Annotated in this window: 17 protein-coding genes; 11 read left to right on the top strand and 6 right to left on the bottom strand. The window is 33.6% G+C overall.

The window, feature by feature from the left end:
• Nucleotides 1-85: 85 nt before the first annotated feature.
• Nucleotides 86-490 (top strand): helix-turn-helix domain-containing protein, encoded by a 405-nt coding sequence (locus C8269_RS04885; RefSeq protein ID WP_106460622.1) that lies wholly within the window; start codon nt 86-88, stop codon nt 488-490.
• A 9-nt stretch (nt 491-499) separates the two neighbouring features.
• A complete protein-coding gene (locus C8269_RS04880) occupies nt 500-847 on the top strand; it encodes a hypothetical protein (RefSeq protein WP_106460621.1) in 348 nt (115 codons plus the stop codon).
• Between the two features lie 43 nt (nt 848-890).
• Here the strand turns inward: C8269_RS04880 and C8269_RS04875 are convergent, their stop codons facing one another.
• The 3 genes from C8269_RS04875 to C8269_RS04865 all read right to left on the bottom strand — a co-directional run bounded on the left by C8269_RS04875 (nt 891) and on the right by C8269_RS04865 (nt 5,166).
• Entirely contained in the window at nt 891-2,651 is a 1,761-nt protein-coding gene (locus C8269_RS04875) for an ABC transporter ATP-binding protein (RefSeq protein ID WP_106460620.1), read from the bottom strand.
• The gene (locus tag C8269_RS04870) at nt 2,648-4,387 is read right to left on the bottom strand and encodes an ABC transporter ATP-binding protein (RefSeq protein WP_106460619.1); all 1,740 of its coding nucleotides are present in this window, start codon (nt 4,385-4,387) and stop codon (nt 2,648-2,650) included. Before C8269_RS04870 ends, C8269_RS04875 begins: the two co-directional genes overlap by 4 nt.
• A gap of 167 nt (nt 4,388-4,554) precedes the next feature.
• Nucleotides 4,555-5,166: a hypothetical protein gene (locus tag C8269_RS04865; protein ID WP_106460618.1), complete on the bottom strand. Its 612-nt coding sequence runs from the start codon at nt 5,164-5,166 to the stop codon at nt 4,555-4,557.
• 52 nt (nt 5,167-5,218) lie between these two features.
• On the opposite strand from C8269_RS04865, the gene C8269_RS04860 reads away from it, so the two are divergent.
• Both C8269_RS04860 and holA read left to right on the top strand, forming a co-directional pair.
• Complete coding sequence (locus C8269_RS04860) at nt 5,219-7,411, top strand: DNA internalization-related competence protein ComEC/Rec2 (protein WP_106460617.1); 2,193 nt, start codon at nt 5,219-5,221, stop codon at nt 7,409-7,411.
• Nucleotides 7,408-8,421: a DNA polymerase III subunit delta gene (holA, locus tag C8269_RS04855; RefSeq protein ID WP_106460616.1), complete on the top strand. Its 1,014-nt coding sequence runs from the start codon at nt 7,408-7,410 to the stop codon at nt 8,419-8,421. Before C8269_RS04860 ends, holA begins: the two co-directional genes overlap by 4 nt.
• A gap of 746 nt (nt 8,422-9,167) precedes the next feature.
• Here holA and rpsT read toward each other — a convergent pair.
• The gene (rpsT, locus tag C8269_RS04850; protein ID WP_106460615.1) at nt 9,168-9,434 is read right to left on the bottom strand and encodes a 30S ribosomal protein S20; all 267 of its coding nucleotides are present in this window, start codon (nt 9,432-9,434) and stop codon (nt 9,168-9,170) included.
• A gap of 145 nt (nt 9,435-9,579) precedes the next feature.
• Between rpsT and lepB the strand changes: the two genes are divergently transcribed.
• Together lepB and lepA are read left to right on the top strand one after the other, a co-directional pair.
• Nucleotides 9,580-10,140: a signal peptidase I gene (gene lepB, locus C8269_RS04845; protein WP_106460614.1), complete on the top strand. Its 561-nt coding sequence runs from the start codon at nt 9,580-9,582 to the stop codon at nt 10,138-10,140.
• Between the two features lie 16 nt (nt 10,141-10,156).
• Complete coding sequence (gene lepA / locus C8269_RS04840; protein ID WP_106460613.1) at nt 10,157-11,968, top strand: translation elongation factor 4; 1,812 nt, start codon at nt 10,157-10,159, stop codon at nt 11,966-11,968.
• 21 nt (nt 11,969-11,989) lie between these two features.
• Here the strand turns inward: lepA and C8269_RS04835 are convergent, their stop codons facing one another.
• A complete protein-coding gene (locus C8269_RS04835; RefSeq protein ID WP_158698380.1) occupies nt 11,990-12,835 on the bottom strand; it encodes a zf-HC2 domain-containing protein in 846 nt (281 codons plus the stop codon).
• Complete coding sequence (locus tag C8269_RS04830) at nt 12,828-13,310, bottom strand: RNA polymerase sigma factor (RefSeq protein WP_106460611.1); 483 nt, start codon at nt 13,308-13,310, stop codon at nt 12,828-12,830. Before C8269_RS04830 ends, C8269_RS04835 begins: the two co-directional genes overlap by 8 nt.
• A gap of 104 nt (nt 13,311-13,414) precedes the next feature.
• Here C8269_RS04830 and C8269_RS04825 point away from each other — a divergent pair, with 104 nt between their 5' ends.
• The 5 genes from C8269_RS04825 (at nt 13,415) to dnaK (ending at nt 18,855) form a co-directional block, all read left to right on the top strand.
• Complete coding sequence (locus tag C8269_RS04825; RefSeq protein WP_106460610.1) at nt 13,415-14,275, top strand: GNAT family N-acetyltransferase; 861 nt, start codon at nt 13,415-13,417, stop codon at nt 14,273-14,275.
• Nucleotides 14,268-15,389 carry a radical SAM family heme chaperone HemW gene (gene hemW / locus C8269_RS04820; RefSeq protein WP_106460609.1) on the top strand — a complete coding sequence of 374 codons (1,122 nt, stop codon included), beginning with the start codon at nt 14,268-14,270 and terminating at the stop codon, nt 15,387-15,389. The genes C8269_RS04825 and hemW overlap by 8 nt, the downstream gene beginning before the upstream one ends.
• Nucleotides 15,390-15,459: 70 nt before the next feature.
• Nucleotides 15,460-16,476, top strand: a complete 1,017-nt coding sequence (gene hrcA / locus C8269_RS04815) for a heat-inducible transcriptional repressor HrcA (RefSeq protein WP_321160849.1) — start codon at nt 15,460-15,462, stop codon at nt 16,474-16,476.
• A gap of 18 nt (nt 16,477-16,494) precedes the next feature.
• A complete protein-coding gene (grpE, locus tag C8269_RS04810) occupies nt 16,495-17,028 on the top strand; it encodes a nucleotide exchange factor GrpE (RefSeq protein WP_199792159.1) in 534 nt (177 codons plus the stop codon).
• Nucleotides 17,029-17,040: 12 nt separating this feature from the next.
• Entirely contained in the window at nt 17,041-18,855 is a 1,815-nt protein-coding gene (gene dnaK, locus C8269_RS04805) for a molecular chaperone DnaK (protein WP_106460606.1), read from the top strand.
• Nucleotides 18,856-18,932: the final 77 nt, after the last annotated feature.

Genomic DNA, 18,932 nt, shown 5'->3' with positions numbered 1-18,932 from the left:
GTTTTTACATAAAAATAAGCCAATGTAAAGTATAATTGATAGACGAAAACAAAAAAATAAACTAAGATATCTTTAGGAGGTAGGGATGAAGATTGGAGAAAAATTAAAACAAGCAAGATTAAATAAAAAAATGACCCAAGAGGAAGTAGCAGACAAACTTTACGTTTCTAGGCAATCCATATCAAATTGGGAGAATAACAAAACTTATCCTGATATAGGAAATGTTCTTGCCTTATCCGATTTATATGAGATTAGCTTGGATGAACTTTTGAAAGGAAGCGATAATTTTATGAAACATTTGGAAGAATCAACAGATATAGTAAGATCAAACAAAAAACTCATTTTTTATATAATTATGGGCCTGGTCGCAATGGTTGTTATGGCAATCTTTACAGAATTTTTACCGGAAAAAGTAGTTTTAATTGCTATATTTATTCTGGCAGTAATAGTAACAGGCTTAGTTTATAGTGAGATTATTAAGAGATTTTAGGAGAAGGAAATGGATATAAAATTAATAATAATGGTTATAAGTGGGGCAGTATTTGTGGTTGGTGGTTTTATCCTCCAATACAATATCTACAAAATGACTCAAATTGATGCAAAAGCGAGAGGACTTAAACATCCTAGATTATTGGGTGTCTTAAATATTTCTGGAAACAACGGCAATGCCTTTTTGCTAGCATATTTAATAGGCAGGAAAAAATACCCAATACAAAATATTTCTAGGAAAGATTTGGCAGACCTTGAATTATATAAGAAAAAATCCTTCCTTGCCTTATCAATGAATCTTATAGCATCCTTGGTTTTTGTTATAGCCTTTATATACTATAAGGGTATGACATTTTAAAGATCTAAAAAGCTTAAGCGATTTTACGCCTAAGCTTTTTTCCTTATAGATATAATTCTGCTTGCGTTGTAAACATCTCTTTGTAGAGACCATCTTCTTTTATCAATTCTTCGTGGGTCCCATTTTCTGTGATTTTGCCCTGATCACATACTATAATTCTGTCTGCATATTTGGTGGATGATAGTCTGTGGGAGATGAAAAGGGATGTTTGACCCTTGGAAATTTTTAGCATATTTTCAAAAATTTCCTGTTCGCTCCTTGGATCTAGAGCACTGGTTGGCTCATCCATTATGAAAAATTTCCCTTGGTGGAAGATTGAACGGGCGAGGGCAAGCTTTTGACCGATTCCTCCAGATGGCTCTACTGACTTGTCTGAGAATAAATAGGTGAGGAAGGTATCTTCTTTTTCTACTTGTTTAGATATCCAATCAGATAAATTTAGAAGGTCAAAGGCCTTATCCATATTTTCATACTCAAGATCTGTAATATCTTCCTTCAATTTACTTGTGATATTTTCGCTAATCCTAAATGGAAATAGCCTAAAGTCTTGGAAGGTAGGGGATAGGATCTCATAGTATTTTTTGGTCGATATCTTACTTATATCAATATCATTTAGGTAGATAGTGCCTCCCGTTGGTTCGTAAAACTTACACAATAGTTTTACTATAGTAGATTTACCAGCTCCATTTTTGCCCACAAGGGCAAGAGTTTCGCCATTTTTTATTTCAAAAGAACAGTCTTTTAGGACATAATCTTCACTTGCTGGATACTTAAAGGATACATTGTCAAATCTAATCCTAATCTCATTTGTATCAAAATCGGTGATTTCTCCCTTATCAAGAAGCCCTTCTTCCATTTCAAGGAAGTTAAAAAATACTTCTAATTGAGCATTTACAGAAATAACCTTGGCGTAGTTTTGCTGGATAAGGTTGGTTGCGTTTATCACCTGTATTAGGGAGTTGAAATACATGGTGAAGTTGGCAAGGCTAATTGTCTTATCGATTAATTTATAGGTAAGATAAATTAAAGTTAAGATAATTGACCCATTGGCACTTACATTCATGATACCAGTGTAGATGCCATTTTTGTTGAAGTATTCTGTTGAAGAATCAATCATCTCTTGCTGGTAGAAGTCTGCTTTTTCTAGGACTAAATCTTGGCTTTCATAGATTTCTATATCCTTAAAATACCTAAGATCTGCCGCAAAATTTGCAAAAAATCTATATGTCCTTAAATCTGAAATATTATTTTCCTGGTATTTTAGTTCATTTTCCTTAATTAGACTTACTATTTTTTTGTTTATCAAAACTAATAAAATTAGCAAGATGATTATTGCAGGATTTAGCTTTACAAGTATTCCTAAAGCTAAGATTCCAGTTATAGCAGCTGATATTACCAAGATTATTATGTCATAGAGGGTGTACATTTCCCAAACCGCATAGTGGGCTTGTTCCATCATATCCTGGATTTCCTTACTGTCAGACTTTTCTATGGGTAGCCTTAGGGACTTTTGTGCAATCTTAAAGGTAAGTTTATCTGACATATCTTCAAAGGTGAGAGTTAGATAATTGTTTAGCCATCTATGGGTTACTTCTTTGATAAAACCTAGGCCTATAACCAAGAGTCCAAGACCTAGGCAGTAGGAAATTCTTTTTTGTCCCATAAGCTCATCAATAATTAGTTTTGGAGCAAAAATATTTATAAGCGGCAAAAATCCCAGAACAAGGTTTGTAATAATTACCCTAAGAGTAAATCCTGGCTGGTAGGTATCTATTAATCTAAAGAGTTTTCTAATATTTTTCATAGGACCTCCTTGTAATTTTTTGCTTGGAGACTATAGAGGTCTTTATAATCTTCACATGTCTTCATCAGCTCATCATGAGTTCCGTTTGCAAGTATTTCGCCATCTTTAAGATAAATTATCCTGTCACAAAACTTAGTCGATGCCAGCCTGTGGGAGATAAAAATCGAAGACTTATCTTTTGTCAGATCATCATAGAGCATATAGAGTTCTCTTTCATTAAGGGCATCAAGCTGGGCTGTTGGCTCATCTAGAATTAATAGTTTAGCCTTAGATTTTGCTATAGCTCTAGCTAAAAATAGCCTTTGCTTTTGTCCACCAGATAAATCAACCCCATCATTGTCTAAAATTCTAAGTAGGGTCTGGTCGTCTTTTTTCTCATACTTATTAATGATTTCATCTAGGTGGGTCATTTTGTAAATATCATCTATATTTTTATCCTTAGTTGACATAAGGATATTTTCCTTAAAGGAAAATGGCAAAAGATTTGAATCTTGGAAAACAGCTGAAATTAGCTTTTTATAGTCTATATGAGAATTTTTTACATCTTCTCCATTTATTAAAATAGTGCCTTCTGTTGGTTCGTACAGACCTGCAAGAAGTAAGGCAAGGGTTGACTTACCAGCACCATTTTCTCCTACAAGAGCAATAGTTTCAGAGTCTTTTATCCTTAGATTAATATTTTCTAATACATAAGAATCAGTACCTGGATATTTAAAAGAAACATTGTCAAGGACTATTTCCATTTGGTCTGGATAAAGTTCTTGTTTTTCATCCTTATAGACATCTGTAATCTTAAAAAATGGCTTAAACATGGTAAAGTTTCTTCGAATATCAGAAAAAACCCACATAGTTTGATGGTTAAAGGCAATAAAGGCAAATATCGCTGTAAAATATACATAGAAATTCGCTATAGAAATCTTTCCTCCAATAAGACCTGTCATTAGCCAATAGATTATAAGTCCGTCCCTGATTAGGTTAAATACATTTGCCAGGGTGAAAATTCTTAGAGTCTTTGTGTTGACATCTCCTAGGCGGATTATCCTGTCCCTATTGGTTTTGCCATAATAGGATTTAAAAATCCTGACTGTGTCAAAGATTAAAATATCCTGCTTGGATAGGGGAGATTTCATTTCGTTATTAAGCTTAGAAAACTTATCCCAGTTTGGACTCATTTCTTCCCAGTACTTGTCATATGACTTAGGGACTTGGTTTAAAAGCAACCATGAAATTATGGTTAGGATTATTGTTGTGGCTAGAACCCAAAGGTCCATAGAAGCAAAAATCCACAAAAATCCTCCAATCGAAATAAGAAGGGCAAAGATTTCTGGCAAATCCATCATAATGCCACCAACACCGCCCCAAGGTGATTCTACTGCCTTCATGGCATCACTTATTTTTTCGGATTCTGATTTTTCTTTTTTAAGAGCGTAGGGTAGGTAGAGCGAATACTCTGTAATCATATTCATTAGCTTATAGCGGACGTGGTTCATCCTCATCCTGTAATTGCCCATAACAAAGGCATCAAAAAAGCTAATTAATGAAGAAATAAAAAATAAGCCTATAAAAAATACTGGAAAAACTTTAGGATTTTCCTGGTAGTTTTTTAGGATATAGGCAGGGGAAATAATCCATAAGAAGGGTTTGATCCCTACAAATAGACCATAAAGTGTGATTAGTAAAAACATGATTGGCTCCAAACGAGCCATCTTTTTAATTAAAAATTTAAATTCTTTCATAGTGCCGAAATTTCGGCATCCTCCTTGTTTTTTCTTATGTAAGTCAAGGAGCTATCCTTACTTACTAGTTACTTGCTTCTTTTCCTTTTCTTAATTTTGTCATTTTTCTTCTCTCCTTTCTGTAAATTTATAATAGTTTACCATGCTGTAGTATTTTTGTCAATATCTTATCTACCAGCCAAAAAGCTTATGATAGTATTTTTTCCATCCTTGTGTACATCTAAGACCTTAAATTTTATAATCTTATAGGTGTTGTTAAAGCAAATATTAGAATTAATTACAGTTCCAAGTCCTGTAACTTCAGTTATTCCAGCCTGAGAATTGATAGGTAGGCTTGAGTCAATAGCATAGTTTATCATCTCATCAAAAAGCTCTGGGTCAATATCATCTCTATAATTAATAAGGCTTATGTAGGCCTCATCTTCATTTAGAAATAAATTTGTCTTAATCTTGCCATAAAATCCTTCAAGGAAAATTTGAAAGAGGATATAGGCTGTGTTGTAGGATAGGTTTCTGTATCTTAGATTCTTATCTACTTCAAGGACCACTTCTTCTTCACTTATCTTTCCATCTACAGAAATTAAGAGCTTGCCTCTATTTTCCTTTACCTCTATAATTTCCTTATCATCTAGGCTCTTATAATCATTTATTAATTCGTTATCATCAGCCATAAAGATATTTTTATCGACTATAACTTGGCTTATGTTATTTTTAAATCTCTTATCGAGGACTTTTGCCTTGATATTTAATATTTCAGGATAATTTTCATATATTTTCATAGGTCACCTCTAAATCTATTATAACATATGATATAATTAAATAGAGGTTTTTATGAAAAAAAATTTATCTTTAATCCTCCTAGGCCTAATTATGGGCATAGTGGGTTTTATAAATTTTGAAAATCTAAATATATTTAACCTAGGACTTGTAAGCCTAAGCCTTGCCTTTGTCCTTTATAGGAAAAATAGGGATTTTTCTCTAGTAGTTCTTGCAATTTTCTTGGGCTTTACTTTAAGCGTTATTAGGCTTTCTTCCTTTAATTTGCATGAAAGTGATATGGAAAATGTCCAGGTTAAGATTTTGGAAAAAAGAAAGTCAAATGACTCCTACAGGTATACAGTCCACATAAAAAATAAGGACTATGACCAAAAGGCCTTTATCTTTGATGAGGGAGATTTTGATATAGGAGATGTAATGGATCTTGAGGGCGAACTTAGGCTTATCAATAGGAATACCAACCCGAATTTATTTAATTTTAGGTCTTATGCTATTTCAAAAAATGTAAGCCTTGAATTTAAGCCTAAAAATCTCCATCAAGAGATTCTTAGAAGTCAGTCTAAAAATATATTTCTAAAGATAAGAAAGGGATTTTTTTCTTACATAAACAGGATTTTTTCTAATAACTTATCCAAGAAATCATCAGATTTTGTAATTTCACTTTTGTTAACAGATAATCTGATTGACAGGGAAAGCCTTGGCAAGATGGGCCTTGCCCATATTTTGGCAGTTTCAGGTCTTCACATGGATATGCTAATGACATTTTTATCCTTTGTTGGCCTTAAGCTAAAAATTCCTTATAAGTACACCAGGATAGCAGGTCTTATCCTAGTTGGACTTTATGCCTATATAATCGGTTTTCCCTATTCTGTCCAAAGGGTCCTTATAATAAATTTGATAGGCTTTGTGGGATTTTTGTCTAGAAAACCAATAGATAGGGTCAAATCATTAATAATTGCAGCCTTAATTATTTTGCTGATAAATCCTTTTGCTATTTTATCATCGGGCTTTATCCTATCCTTTGTAGCATGTCTTGCAATTTATAGGATTTACCCACGCTTTAAAAAGCTCTTTAAAGAAGGATTTATAAGAGATTCCTTTGCCTTTACAAGTGCTATCCAGCTTTCCACCTTGCCCTTTGTTGCCTATTATTTTAGGTATTATAATCTCTTATCCATACCAGCAAACTTTTTAATTGTACCAATATTTGAAATAGCCATATATTTGATGTTTTTTATTATCTTTACCTATCCGATTTTAGGAAGACTTCTTAAATTAGCCTTCCTTGGCCTGGATTTACTGGTAAATTCCATGCTTGATATGACAAGCTTTTTAGGTTCTATTTCATTTTTAAGCCTAGATTTTGTGGCAGAAAATATTTTGGTATCCATATTTTTATTTATACTAATTTATATATTTGCCAATGTAAAGGTAAAGAAGAACTTTGGTAAATTCCTAGGACTTTCCCTTGCTATAACTTCCATGTCGCTAGTCATGGATTTTATAAATAAAGACATAACTTATCAGATGATCGACATAGGCCAGGGCGATGCCTTTTTGATAGATGATAGGGGCAAATATTATATGATTGATGTAGGAGGACCTAAGTATAAGGACTATGATTCTGGAGAGAGAATCCTTGTGCCATATCTCAAAAGCATTGGGGTTAAGGAAATTGAGGGAGTCTTTATAAGCCATGAAGATAAGGACCATGCTGGTAACCTCAATTACTTGCTAGAAAATCTTAGGGTTAAAAATATAATAGTTGATAAGTCTCTATCAAAAGAATTTAAGGATAAATACCAGGCGAAGATAATAAATATAGGCGATGAAGTTAAGCTTTCTGATGGTTTTATCAGATGTATTTATGATGGGGAAAATAATGAAAATGAAAATGATAAGTCAATGGGACTATTGATAAATATAAAGGGTAAGACAATCCTAAGCCTAGGAGACCTATCAGCTGAATTTGAAAATAAATTAGACCAGAGGGCTGATATATTAAAGCTATCCCACCACGGGTCAAGGTCATCTTCAAGTAAGGAATTTATCGATAGGGTAGATCCAGATATTGCCCTAATATCAGCAGGAAGAAATAACACCTACGGCCACCCAAATAGGGAAGTTTTACATAATATTAGGGGAATAAAAACTTACAACACCCAAAGCGATGGCCTAGTTAAAATTAGGGTTAAAAATAAGGAAATTAAAGTAGAAAAATATTTGAAAGGAGGGTTTTTTAGATGAAATATGTAGATTTTTTTAAAAGTCTAAGTGGTAATCAAACTAGCGGAGTTTATTTATTTGATTCTGAGGAAGAATACCTCAATACCACCCTGATAGAAGAGGCAGAGAGAAAAATAAATATAAAAGACTTTAACCTAATCAGGATAAAGGGCGAAACAGACTACGAAAGTCTCAAAAATTCCTACGAAACCTATCCTGTCATGGAAGATAAGAAGATAATAATCTGGCAGAATATAGACCTAAGTAAAGATAAGGTCGCTTCTTACAAAGAAGTCTTAGATGAGCTAAGCAAAGATTTGGCAGATTTCCCAGCCTATGCTACTCTTATGATATTTTCAGATAATAAGCCGTTTAAGGGCAAGTTTTACAAGGAAGTTAAAAAGCAGGGAAATATCGTAGAAATCGAAAGGCTAAATAATAGGGAGCTGAGGTCCTTTATTGGCAAGAGATTCTTAAGCAAAAATAAGAAAATTTCAAACCAATTTATTGGAGAAATAGTAGACAGGTTTTCCTATCTTTCCTACAATAGCGAAGTAGACTTATATGAAATAGTAAACTCAGTAGATAAAATTATATCAAATTCAAATAATGAAGTCATCACAAGAGAGGATATAGAAGACCAACTAGATCAAGTCCTTAACCTATCCATATTTAACCTAACAGATGCCCTTTCCAAAAAAGACACAAAAACAGCCATGAAGACCTTCTTATCCATGGCAAAATCAGGAGAAGACCTTTTTATGGTCTACCATATGATAATAAGGCAAATAAGGATTTTAACAACCATAAAAAGCCTAAGTCAAGCATCCTACAACGACTCCTTTATGATGAAAACAGCAAAGATAGGAAGCTTTGAACTAAAAAAAGCCAAGGATTTTATAAGAAATTTCAGCCTTGATGAATTAATCGATATAAATGAAAGGTTATTTGATATGGAAAAAAGAAGCAAGTCAGAAAATTTTGATATGAAAGATGAGCTCTTGAAGTTGATTGCTTTTGTGGGGATTTAGGTAATTAATTGAATTTGATTGGATTAAAAAAGAACGTTGCTATTAAGACGTTCTTTTTAGTTTATTATAAGATTTTTATCGATTTCTATTTCTGATTCTCATTCGATAAATTGTGAAATTGCAAAAAAATTGCTTGCAAAGGTGTGTCTTTATCCTATGCGACTCGAGAAATTAAACGCTCCTGTTCGTCGCGTTGAATTTCTCTCCCTGCATAAAGTTTTTCTAGCAATGGGGTATCTTTATCCTATGCGACTACAAAAAAAGAACGCTCCTATTCGTCGCGTCCTTTTTTCTTCGCTGCATAAGGTTTTTCATCAATTTTCCTGCGCACTTCGTGCTTGTAAAATCGTGAAAACCGTAAAAATTTTGCTCGCAGGTCATGTCTTTATCCTATGCGACTACAAAAAAAGAACGCTCCTTTTCGTCGCGTCCTTTTTTCTTCGCTGCATAAGGTTTTTCATCAATTTTCCTGCGCACTTTGTGCTTGCAAAATTGTGAAAACCGCAAAATATTGCTAGCAATATTTGTGCTCTACTATTTGCGAATCGGAAAGCTCAACGCTCCTATTCGTCTCGTCGTTCTTTCCTCCCTGCATAATGTTTTTCATCAATTTATCTTCACAACTTTGTTGTTCGATAAATTGTGAAAACCGTAAAAATTTTGCTCGCAAAATTTTTACTACATTTAAAATGAGTGATTATCAGTAGTCATATGTCGGGATCCATTACTGATTATCACTCATTTTCTTATGCGTTTGCTGCGTTTAATTTTTTAGCTAATCTTGATGTTACAGATGCAACTCTGTTTTTATGGATTACATTTTTGCTTTCTGCTTGTTTTAGCTTTTTGTCAACTAATTTTAGTAATTCTCTAGCTTGGTCTAGTTCATTTGCTTCTATAGCTGCTTCAAACTTTTTGATGTAAGTTTTGATTGCTGATTTTCTTGACTTATTTCTAAGAGTATTTCTTTTAGCGACTTCAATTCTTTTTTGACTTGATTTAATATTTGCCATCTATTTTCACCTCTTCTCTTTTTTTACTTGACTTATGTATTCTACCATAAACTTTCAAAAAGCTCAAGTTTTTATTATATTTTTAAGAATTTTTTGAGAATTGACCCCATATAGTATATAATAATTCAAGGAATGAGAGGTTGTTATGGAAGATAAAAATAAAAAGAAGGATTCCATCTTAAGTGTGATTTGGGATTGGGTTAAAACTATTGCCGTTGCCTTGATCATAACTTTTTTTGTTAAGTTTTTTATTGTTGATGCCACTAGAGTATCTGGGGATTCGATGTTAAATACCCTACATAGTGATGATATGCTTATGGTTAATAAGATTGGAAAATATTTTGGCGACTATAAAAGGGGACAGATTGTTATTATTAATGCCCCAGATTATCCAAATAGATTGTATGTTAAAAGAGTTATAGGCACTCCTGGAGATACTGTCAAACTACAAGATGGCAAGGTCCTCATTAATGGAGATGTACTTGAGGAGAAATATATAGCTAGCGACCATACTCTAGAAGGTCTTGCTGGTAATGAATTTATCTTAGGTAGCAATGAATACTTAGTTTTTGGAGACAATAGGGATAATTCTAATGACTCCAGAAATTTTGGTAAGATATATAAAGAAGATATTGTAGGTCATGCATTTTTGAGGTTCTATCCTTTTGCTGATGCAGGACTTATTGATAATAATCCATATAAATAAGATTAGTAGGAGATATATGACAAAGAGAAAAGAAAATATTAGAAATTTTTCAATAATTGCCCATATTGACCACGGAAAGTCTACCCTTGCAGATAGGCTCATTGAAAAAAGTGAAAATATAAGCCAAAGGGATATCAAAGAGCAGATGCTTGATGATATGGAGCTTGAAAAGGAACGTGGTATTACAATTAAGCTTAAGTCTATTAAGATTCATTACAAGGCTAATGATGGCAATACTTATGACCTTAACCTTATTGATACTCCAGGCCATGTGGACTTTAATTATGAGGTGTCTAGGTCTCTTAAGGCTTGTGAAGGAGCTATTCTTGTTGTTGATGCTAGTCAGGGGGTTGAGGCTCAGACTTTGGCCAATACTTACCTAGCTTTAGAGCAAGATTTGGAAATTCTTCCGGTTTTAAATAAGATTGACCTTCCAAGTGCTAGACCTGATGAGATTAAACTTGAGATAGAAAATCAGATTGGCCTTGATACTGATGGAATTCCAATGATTTCTGCCAAGACTGGCTTAAATATTGAAGATGTTTTAGAAGATATTGTTAAAAACGTACCTGCTCCTGAAGATCATGATGATAAGCCTCTTAAGGCCCTTATTTTTGATTCTTATTATGACTCTTATGTGGGAGTTGTTTGTTATGTAAGAATCTTTGAAGGGGTCGTAAGACCAGGGGATGAGATTGTCATGATGAATACTGGCAAGAAATATGAGGTCAACCAAGTTGGTTATACAACAAGGGGTAGGATTGCTACAAAGGAACTAAGAAGTGGTGATGTTGGCTTTATAGAGGCATCTATTAAGGAAGTTAAGGATGCTAGGGTCGGTGATACTATAACAAGTGTAGCAAATCCAACAGATAAGCCACTTTCTGGCTATAAGGAAGTCCTACCAATGGTTTATTCTGGTATCTATCCAGCTGAAGGCGAATCTTTTGATAAGCTAAGAGATTCTTTAGAAAAGCTTCAGGTTAATGATGCTGCCCTTGTATTTGAGCAGGAAAATTCTCAAGCTCTTGGTGTAGGTCTTAGGGCAGGTTTCCTTGGACTTTTACACATGGATATCATAACCCAAAGGCTTGAAAGAGAATATGACCTAGATATAATCGCTACAGCTCCATCAGTTATTTATAAGATTAAATTAAAATCTGCGGATGAAGAGAAAGAATTACAAAATCCTAATGATTTCCCAGATCCTACAGAAATCCAATATATAAAGGAACCAGAAACAATTTCTGAAATAATTACTCCAAAGGAATATATTGGTCAAGTGATGGATTTGGCCCAATCTAGGCGTGGGGAGCTTATAAATATGACCTATATAGATGAAAATAGGGTTTCTATTAAATATAAGATTCCATTAAATGAGGTGATTTACAATTTCTTTGACAATCTTAAGTCAAGGACAAAGGGCTATGCTTCCCTTGATTATGAGGTGACAGGCTATAAGATTTCAGACCTAGTTAAGCTTAATATCCTAATTAACGAGAAAAATGTCGATGCCTTATCCTTAATTGTCCATAGGGATAGTGCATATGCAAGGGGCAGAGGAATTGTTGAAAAGCTAAAGGATGAGATTCCAAGACAACAATTTGCCGTGCCAATCCAAGCGGCAATTGGTGCAAAAATTATCGCTAGGGAGACTGTAAGGGCTCTAAGAAAAGATGTTATCGCCAAATGCTATGGTGGTGATATTTCTAGAAAGAAAAAGCTTCTTGAAAAACAAAAAGAAGGTAAGAAAAAGATGCGCCAACTTGGTAATGTTGAAGTCCCACAAGAGGCCTTCCTATCAGTACTTAAGCTTGATGATGAATAAAATAAAAAAGGGTGTGATTTCTCACATCCTTTTTTGGTCTATAAATATACTGATAAATATAAAAAACAGGTAAATTCCAAGGGTTAAGAAGGCGATGTATTTGAAATCTGTTGTTGGATAATAGGTTGCTGTATTTAATCCTTTAACTGCAATAATTGCTGAGAAAAGTGATAGGGGACCTCCCAGTAAAAATGTCTTTGTAGGTAAACTTAGAGATTTTTTTCTAAATTTTTCTAGCGCAAATATTATTAGCCCAAGGCCTATAAATCCAATAATAGAAGCTCTTGCATAAAATCCAAAGACAAGTCTTGGGAGAAGAGTTTGGCGAACTTCTCCAGATCCGATTACCATTTCTGGCATAGAATCGTGGTTTTGATAGAGGACAGTTTTTATCTTATCCTTATGAAAAGTAAGGGATTTTCTTGGCCTATCTTTATTAAAAATCTGGTCATATTTTGTGGTATAGGCATCAAGGTAGATGGCATCTTCTGTGTCAGTGTAATCAATCCCGCTAACCTTGTCAGAAAATTCTACTGTGTAGATGTCATCGCTCTTGTAAACTTTGTACAAGTCCTTTTCATACTCAATATGCCTTGGAATGCTTAGATAGGATATGATAAAAATGAGTATTGATCCGATAAACGAGACCACTGCTAGGGTAAAAAACCTAGTCTCTTTTTTTATCCTTTTTTCTACAAAAACTAAGGGCTTTGTATTTTTATTTTCAAATTCGATTTCATCTGTCAATTGCTTCTTGCACTTAGGGCAAGACTTTAAATGGTCTTCTACAAATTTAACTGATTCTTCGCTTAAAAGATTTTCCTTATATAAGGGAAGTAAGTCTTTTACAATATCACAATTATTCATCATTTTCCTCCATTAATATTTTTAATTTTTCCTTGGCCCTGTGGTATACAACACAGGCCCAGTTTTGATTTTTCTTATAAATCTCTCCAATTTCCTTAAAAGATAGGTCGTTAAGTCTTAGTTTCACAACATCTTTGTAAGGGTTTTCAAGACTTTCTATTGCCATATCCAAATTAGATAGATTTTCTTTGTACAATAAATCTTTCTCAAAAGATTCCAATTCCTGGTCAAAGTCTTCGATTTTATCAGTGACCAAAAGCCTTTTGTTCTTTTTATAATAGTTGTAATAGGTGTTTTTACCAATTTGAAAAAGATAAGCTTTTACCTTAGAATCTTCGATATTTTCTATGTTTTTCATGGCTCTTATAAAGCTTTCTGAGCAAATATCCTGGGCCACTTCTTTATTCTTGCATAGATATAGCAAAAATCTATACAAGTCATCAAAATATATTCTATAAATTTTTTCTATATCCATAGCCCCTCCTTCATATAGTAGACAAGTTACTTAGTCATATCTTACAAAATTTTAAAATAAATTCCATTATTGTATAGTATATTTATCATGGATAAGGAGTATTTATGGATATTAAAGTTGATTTTACTGATTTAGTTATAAAAACTGATAGGCTTGTACTTAGAGCCTTTAGAGATTCTGATTTAGAAGATTTTTTTGAATACGCAAAAATACCTGGACTTGGTGAAATGGCTGGTTGGCCTCATCATGAAAATCTAGATTACACTAGGGAAGTTTTAGAAAGATTTAAAAAAAATAAAAACGTCCTTGCTATAGAAATGGATGGCAAGGTAATCGGATCTATAGTACTTCGCCCAGTGGATGAGGATTTTTATAAAGAATTTGAAGGTAAAAAGGCCAAGGAGATAGGTTTTGTATTAAGTCCTGCTTACCATAGGCAAAAAATTATGACAGAAGCTGTTAGGGCTATGATGAAATATGCCTTTGAAGATTTGGGTCTTGATTATATTTCTGCTGGATATTTTAGAAATAATTTTAAGTCTAGGGATTTTCAAAAGAAGCTTGGATTTACTTATTATGGTAGCCATATTGTGAAAGTTCCTATGGGAATTTTAGCCCCGGTTCACCAAACAATTTTCACTAAAGATGATTATAAAAATCATAAGATTGGCCAGGTAGAAGAAAAAAAGCCAGCTAAGGCAAGCGAGGAGCTAGTATTAAAATCTGATGAAGAAATAATTAGAAGATTACATTTTGAAAAGGAAAATGAATTTATACCACAAAATCCAGACCATGCCTATTATATAGTTGTAATAGATGGCAGGGTGAGGGTTATAGCAGATGGCAAGGAATACACATATTTTCCAGCAGATGCCCTTAGGATAAAAAAGGGATCTGATTTTAAGATAATAAGCAGATCTGTCGCTAAGTTAGTGCTTATAGAATTGATAGGTAAAAATGAATAAGATAGGAGCCTATATCCACATTCCATTTTGTGAGAAAAAGTGTTATTATTGCGACTTTGCAGCCTTTCCAAATTTAGAAAATTGGATTAGGCCCTATGTTTCTAATTTGATTAAGGAAATGAATTTTTATAGGCAAAGGATGGATGTAATCATTGATACGATCTACATTGGAGGAGGGACACCTTCTTATATAGACGCTCGACTCATTGAAGAAATAGTTGAGGAAATCTATAAATTTAAGACAGACATAAAAGAATTTACCATCGAGGCAAATCCAAATTCGCTTAATAAGGAAAAGCTTAAGACCTATAAAAAGCTTGGCATAAACAGGATCTCTCTAGGAGTCCAATCCTTTGATGATAGGGTCCTTAAAAATATTGGTAGAAATCATACAAGAGAGAGAGCCCTTAGGGATATAGATTTGATTAGGGAAGCGGGATTTAAAAATTTATCCTTTGATTTGATGTTAAACCTCCCAGGTCAAGATATGGATTCTGTAAAAAAGGACTTGGATTTTGTAAAGAAAATTAATCCAGACCATATTTCTTGGTATTCTTTGATATTAGATAAGGGTTCAAGGTTTTATGCTCTTGACAAAGAAGGCAAGCTTGATTTGATGGATAGTGACTTAGAGGTAGATATTTTTGATATGATAATAGATGAGCTTTCAAGACTTAATCTAAAAAGGTATGAAGTATCAAATTTTGCCAAGCAAGGTTTTGAATCACTTCATAACAAAAAATATTGGAATGGCGAGGGTTACTTTGGCTTTGGCCTTGGTGCTAGCGGCTATCTTTTAAATACCAGATATACCAATACAAGAAATCTAGCAATTTATGATAAGTTTATAAGAGAAAATAAGCTTCCTATTATAAATAAAGAATTCATTGATAGGGATGAGAAGGAAAAAGAATATATAATTTTTAAGTTAAGAGAGGCTCAAGGAATAAATCTTAAGACCTTTAAGGAAAAATTTAAGGCTGACTTCTTAGAAAAATATAAAGAGTCAGTTGATAAATTTTATAGGGATGGATTTTTTGAAATCTCTGATAGGATAAGCTTTACTAAGAAGGGATTTTCCCTTTCTAATGAGTTTTTTCTTGAAATAATATAATATTTCTTGACAAAGGAATCCTAGCTAGTATACTATAATTAGCAGTCGATACTAAAGAGTGCTAAAAGGAGTGAAAGACTTGAAAGATAGAAGAATGCAGATACTTTTCTCTATCATAAACTCCTATATCCTAGAGGGAGAACCAGTAGGCTCTAAGAGTTTGGCTGATGATTATTCCTTTGATGTATCACCGGCTACTATTAGAAATGATATGTCATCTCTAGAAAAGAAAGGCCTTCTAAAAAAGGCCCACTCCTCAAGTGGTAGGCTACCTTCAGATAAGGGCTACAGGTTTTTTGTAGACCATTTACTTGAAAATGGCCTGCTTGATCAGAAAAACGATCCTAAAAACTTGAGGCAAATCTTGGATAAGAGATACCATAATGCTACAGATATTGTAGATTCAGCTACAAAGATTTTAGCGACAATCACAAATCTAACAGCAGTGTCTATCACTTACAAAAATCAAATAAAATCAATAGCCAACATAGAGCTATTAAGGGTAAATGATTATGCACTCATACTTATAGTAGTCTATGACAATGGCCTAGTTGTTAATGATTTGATTTATCTAAAATATGAGATAGATGATCAAAGCTTATCGCAAGTTAATCATATATTAAGGAGCGAGCTAGTTGGTTCAAGTATTTATGATATAGGCAAGAAAATCATAAGTATAGAAGAGAAGTTAAATCTAAATTATAAGTATTTGCTCGATATAATCCAAACAAAGATGGAAAATGAATCTAGCAAGGATTCTGATAAGGAAATCAAGATAGAGGGTTTGGGTAATATATTCAATTTTAAAGAATTTGATGATATAGTTAAAGCTAAGGAATTTATCAATCTCTTTGAAAATCCAGATATTATTACAGATTTTCTAACTGATAAAAATGACCAAAGCCTAGTCATCACTATCGGAGAAGAAAATAAAATCGACCAGTTAAAGGAAAATACAATCATAACATCCTATTTTAAGGTAGACGAAAATACCATCGGTAAGATTGGTATAGTAGGTCTAACTAGAATTAGATATAAAGAAGTTATTGAAAGTATTAAGCTAGTTTCAGATTTACTAAATGAATAAAAAGGTAAGGTGAATGATTTGGCAGATGATAAAATAAAAGATGAAGAAAAATTAGAAGAAGAAAATATAAAAGAAAATCCAGAAGATGAAGAAGTAATCGATGCTGAAATAGTTGAAGATACGGAGGAAACTTCATCAGATGATAATGAATATTTAGAAAAATATCAGAGACTTATGGCAGATTTTGCAAATTATAAGCAAAGAGAAGAAAAGTCTAAAGCAGACTTTAAGAAATTTGCCTCAAGCTCTCTTATAGAAAAGCTTCTACCTGTCTTAGATAACTTTGATAGGGCTCTTAAAGATAAGGATATGGAAGATCCTTTTGTAAAGGGAGTCATAATGATAAGAGATGAATTTCTAAAGACCCTCAAAAGCGAAGGTTTAGAAGAAATTGAATCAGACGGATGCGTTTTTGATCATAATATGCATCACGCAGTAATGACGGAAGCAAGCGATACAGTTAAAGAAGATTATATAATAGAAACATTCCAAAAAGGATATACATTACACGGCAAAGTCCTTAGACCAGCAATGGTTAAGGTAAGCAAATAGGAGGAAAAACATATGGCAAAAATTATAGGAATTGACTTAGGTACAACCAATTCTGCAGTAGCAGTAATGGAAGGTGGACAAGCAACAATTATACCAAACAGTGAAGGTAATAGAACAACTCCATCAGTAGTAGCTTTCTCAAAAGATGGCGAAAGATTAGTTGGTGAAACAGCAAAAAGACAAGCAATTACTAACCCAGATAGAACAATAGCATCAGTAAAAAGAGAAATGGGACATGATTGGAAGTCTCCAGAAATAGATGGCAAGAGATACACACCAGAAGAAATTTCAGCAATGATTCTTCAAAAATTAAAAGCAGACGCAGAGGCTTATCTAAATGATACAGTAACAAATGCAGTAATCACAGTACCTGCCTACTTTACAGATGCTCAAAGACAAGCTACAAAAGACGCTGGACAAATTGCAGGTCTAAAAGTAGACAGAATCATCAACGAGCCAACAGCTGCTGCTCTTGCATACGGTATGGATAAGGAAACAGACCAATCTAAGATTATGGTTTACGACCTTGGTGGTGGTACATTCGATGTTTCAATACTTGAAGTAGGTGATGGAGTATTTGAAGTACTTTCAACAAGAGGAAACAACAAACTTGGTGGAGATGACTTTGACCATGCAGTAGTAGAATATCTTGCAGCTGAATTCAAGAAAGAATCAGGTGTTGATTTAACAAAAGACCTAACAGCAATGCAAAGACTAAAAGATGCAGCTGAAAAGGCTAAAAAAGAGCTATCATCAACACTTACTACAAATGTTAACCTACCATTTATAACAGCAGTAGATGGCCAACCTGTCCACTTAGACATCAACCTAACAAGGGCTAAATTCAACGAATTAACTCATGATCTTGTAGAAAAAACAAGAAAACCAGTAGAAGATGCTTTAAAGGATGCAGGCCTATCAGCTTCTGATATAGACAAGGTCCTACTAGTAGGTGGTTCTACAAGGGTGCCAGCAGTTCAAGAGCTAGTTAAAAATATAATCGGTAAAGAACCACAAAAAGATATCAACCCAGATGAATCAGTTGCATTAGGTGCAGCTATCCAAGGTGGTGTTCTAACAGGTGAAGTAAAAGACCTATTACTACTAGATGTAACACCATTATCATTAGGTATTGAAACACTTGGTGGTGTAGCTACAAAATTAATCGAAAGAAATACAACAATACCTACAAAGAAGAGCCAAATATTCACAACTGCAGCAGATGGACAAACAGAAGTAGACATCCACGTAGTACAAGGTGAACGTGAAATGGCAGCAGACAACATAACTCTTGGTAGGTTCCAACTTACAGGAATTCCTGCAGCTAGACGTGGTGTTCCACAAATCGAAGTAACCTTTGATATAGATGCCAACGGTATAGTAAATGTAACAGCTAAAGATCAAGGCTCAGGTAAGGAACAAAAGATAACAATCACATCATCTTCAAACCTAACAGAAGAAGAAATCGATAAAAAGGTAAAAGAAGCAGAACAATTTGCTGAAGAAGATAAGAAGAAAAAAGAAACAATAGATGCTAAAAATAACGCTGAAAACCTAGTTTACCAAGCTAGAAAGACAGTAGAAGATGCAAAACTAGAAGGCAGCGAAAAAGAAGCTATAGAAGCTAAGGCTAAAGAACTAGAAGATGCAATAGCAGCTGATGACTTAGATAAAATTAAAGCACTTACAGAAGAGTTAACAAATGAAATCTATAAGGTAAGTGAAAAGATGTATAAACAAAGCCAAGCTGGAGCAGAAGGTGCTAGCCAAAGCGATGAAGATGTAGTAGATGCTGACTACGAAGTAATCGATGAAGATGAAGAATAATCTTTTGAAAGATTTATTATAGCTAGTATAATAAAAACAATTGATAAAAGGGGCTATTTCCTAGAGAAATAGCTTTT

This window comes from Anaerococcus sp. Marseille-P3915, assembly GCF_900258475.1.
GTDB classification, from domain to species: Bacteria; Bacillota; Clostridia; order Tissierellales; family Peptoniphilaceae; genus Anaerococcus; species Anaerococcus kampingae.
The sequence above is the reverse complement of the archived record's forward strand: the minus strand, read 5'-3'. Positions and strand labels throughout refer to the sequence as shown.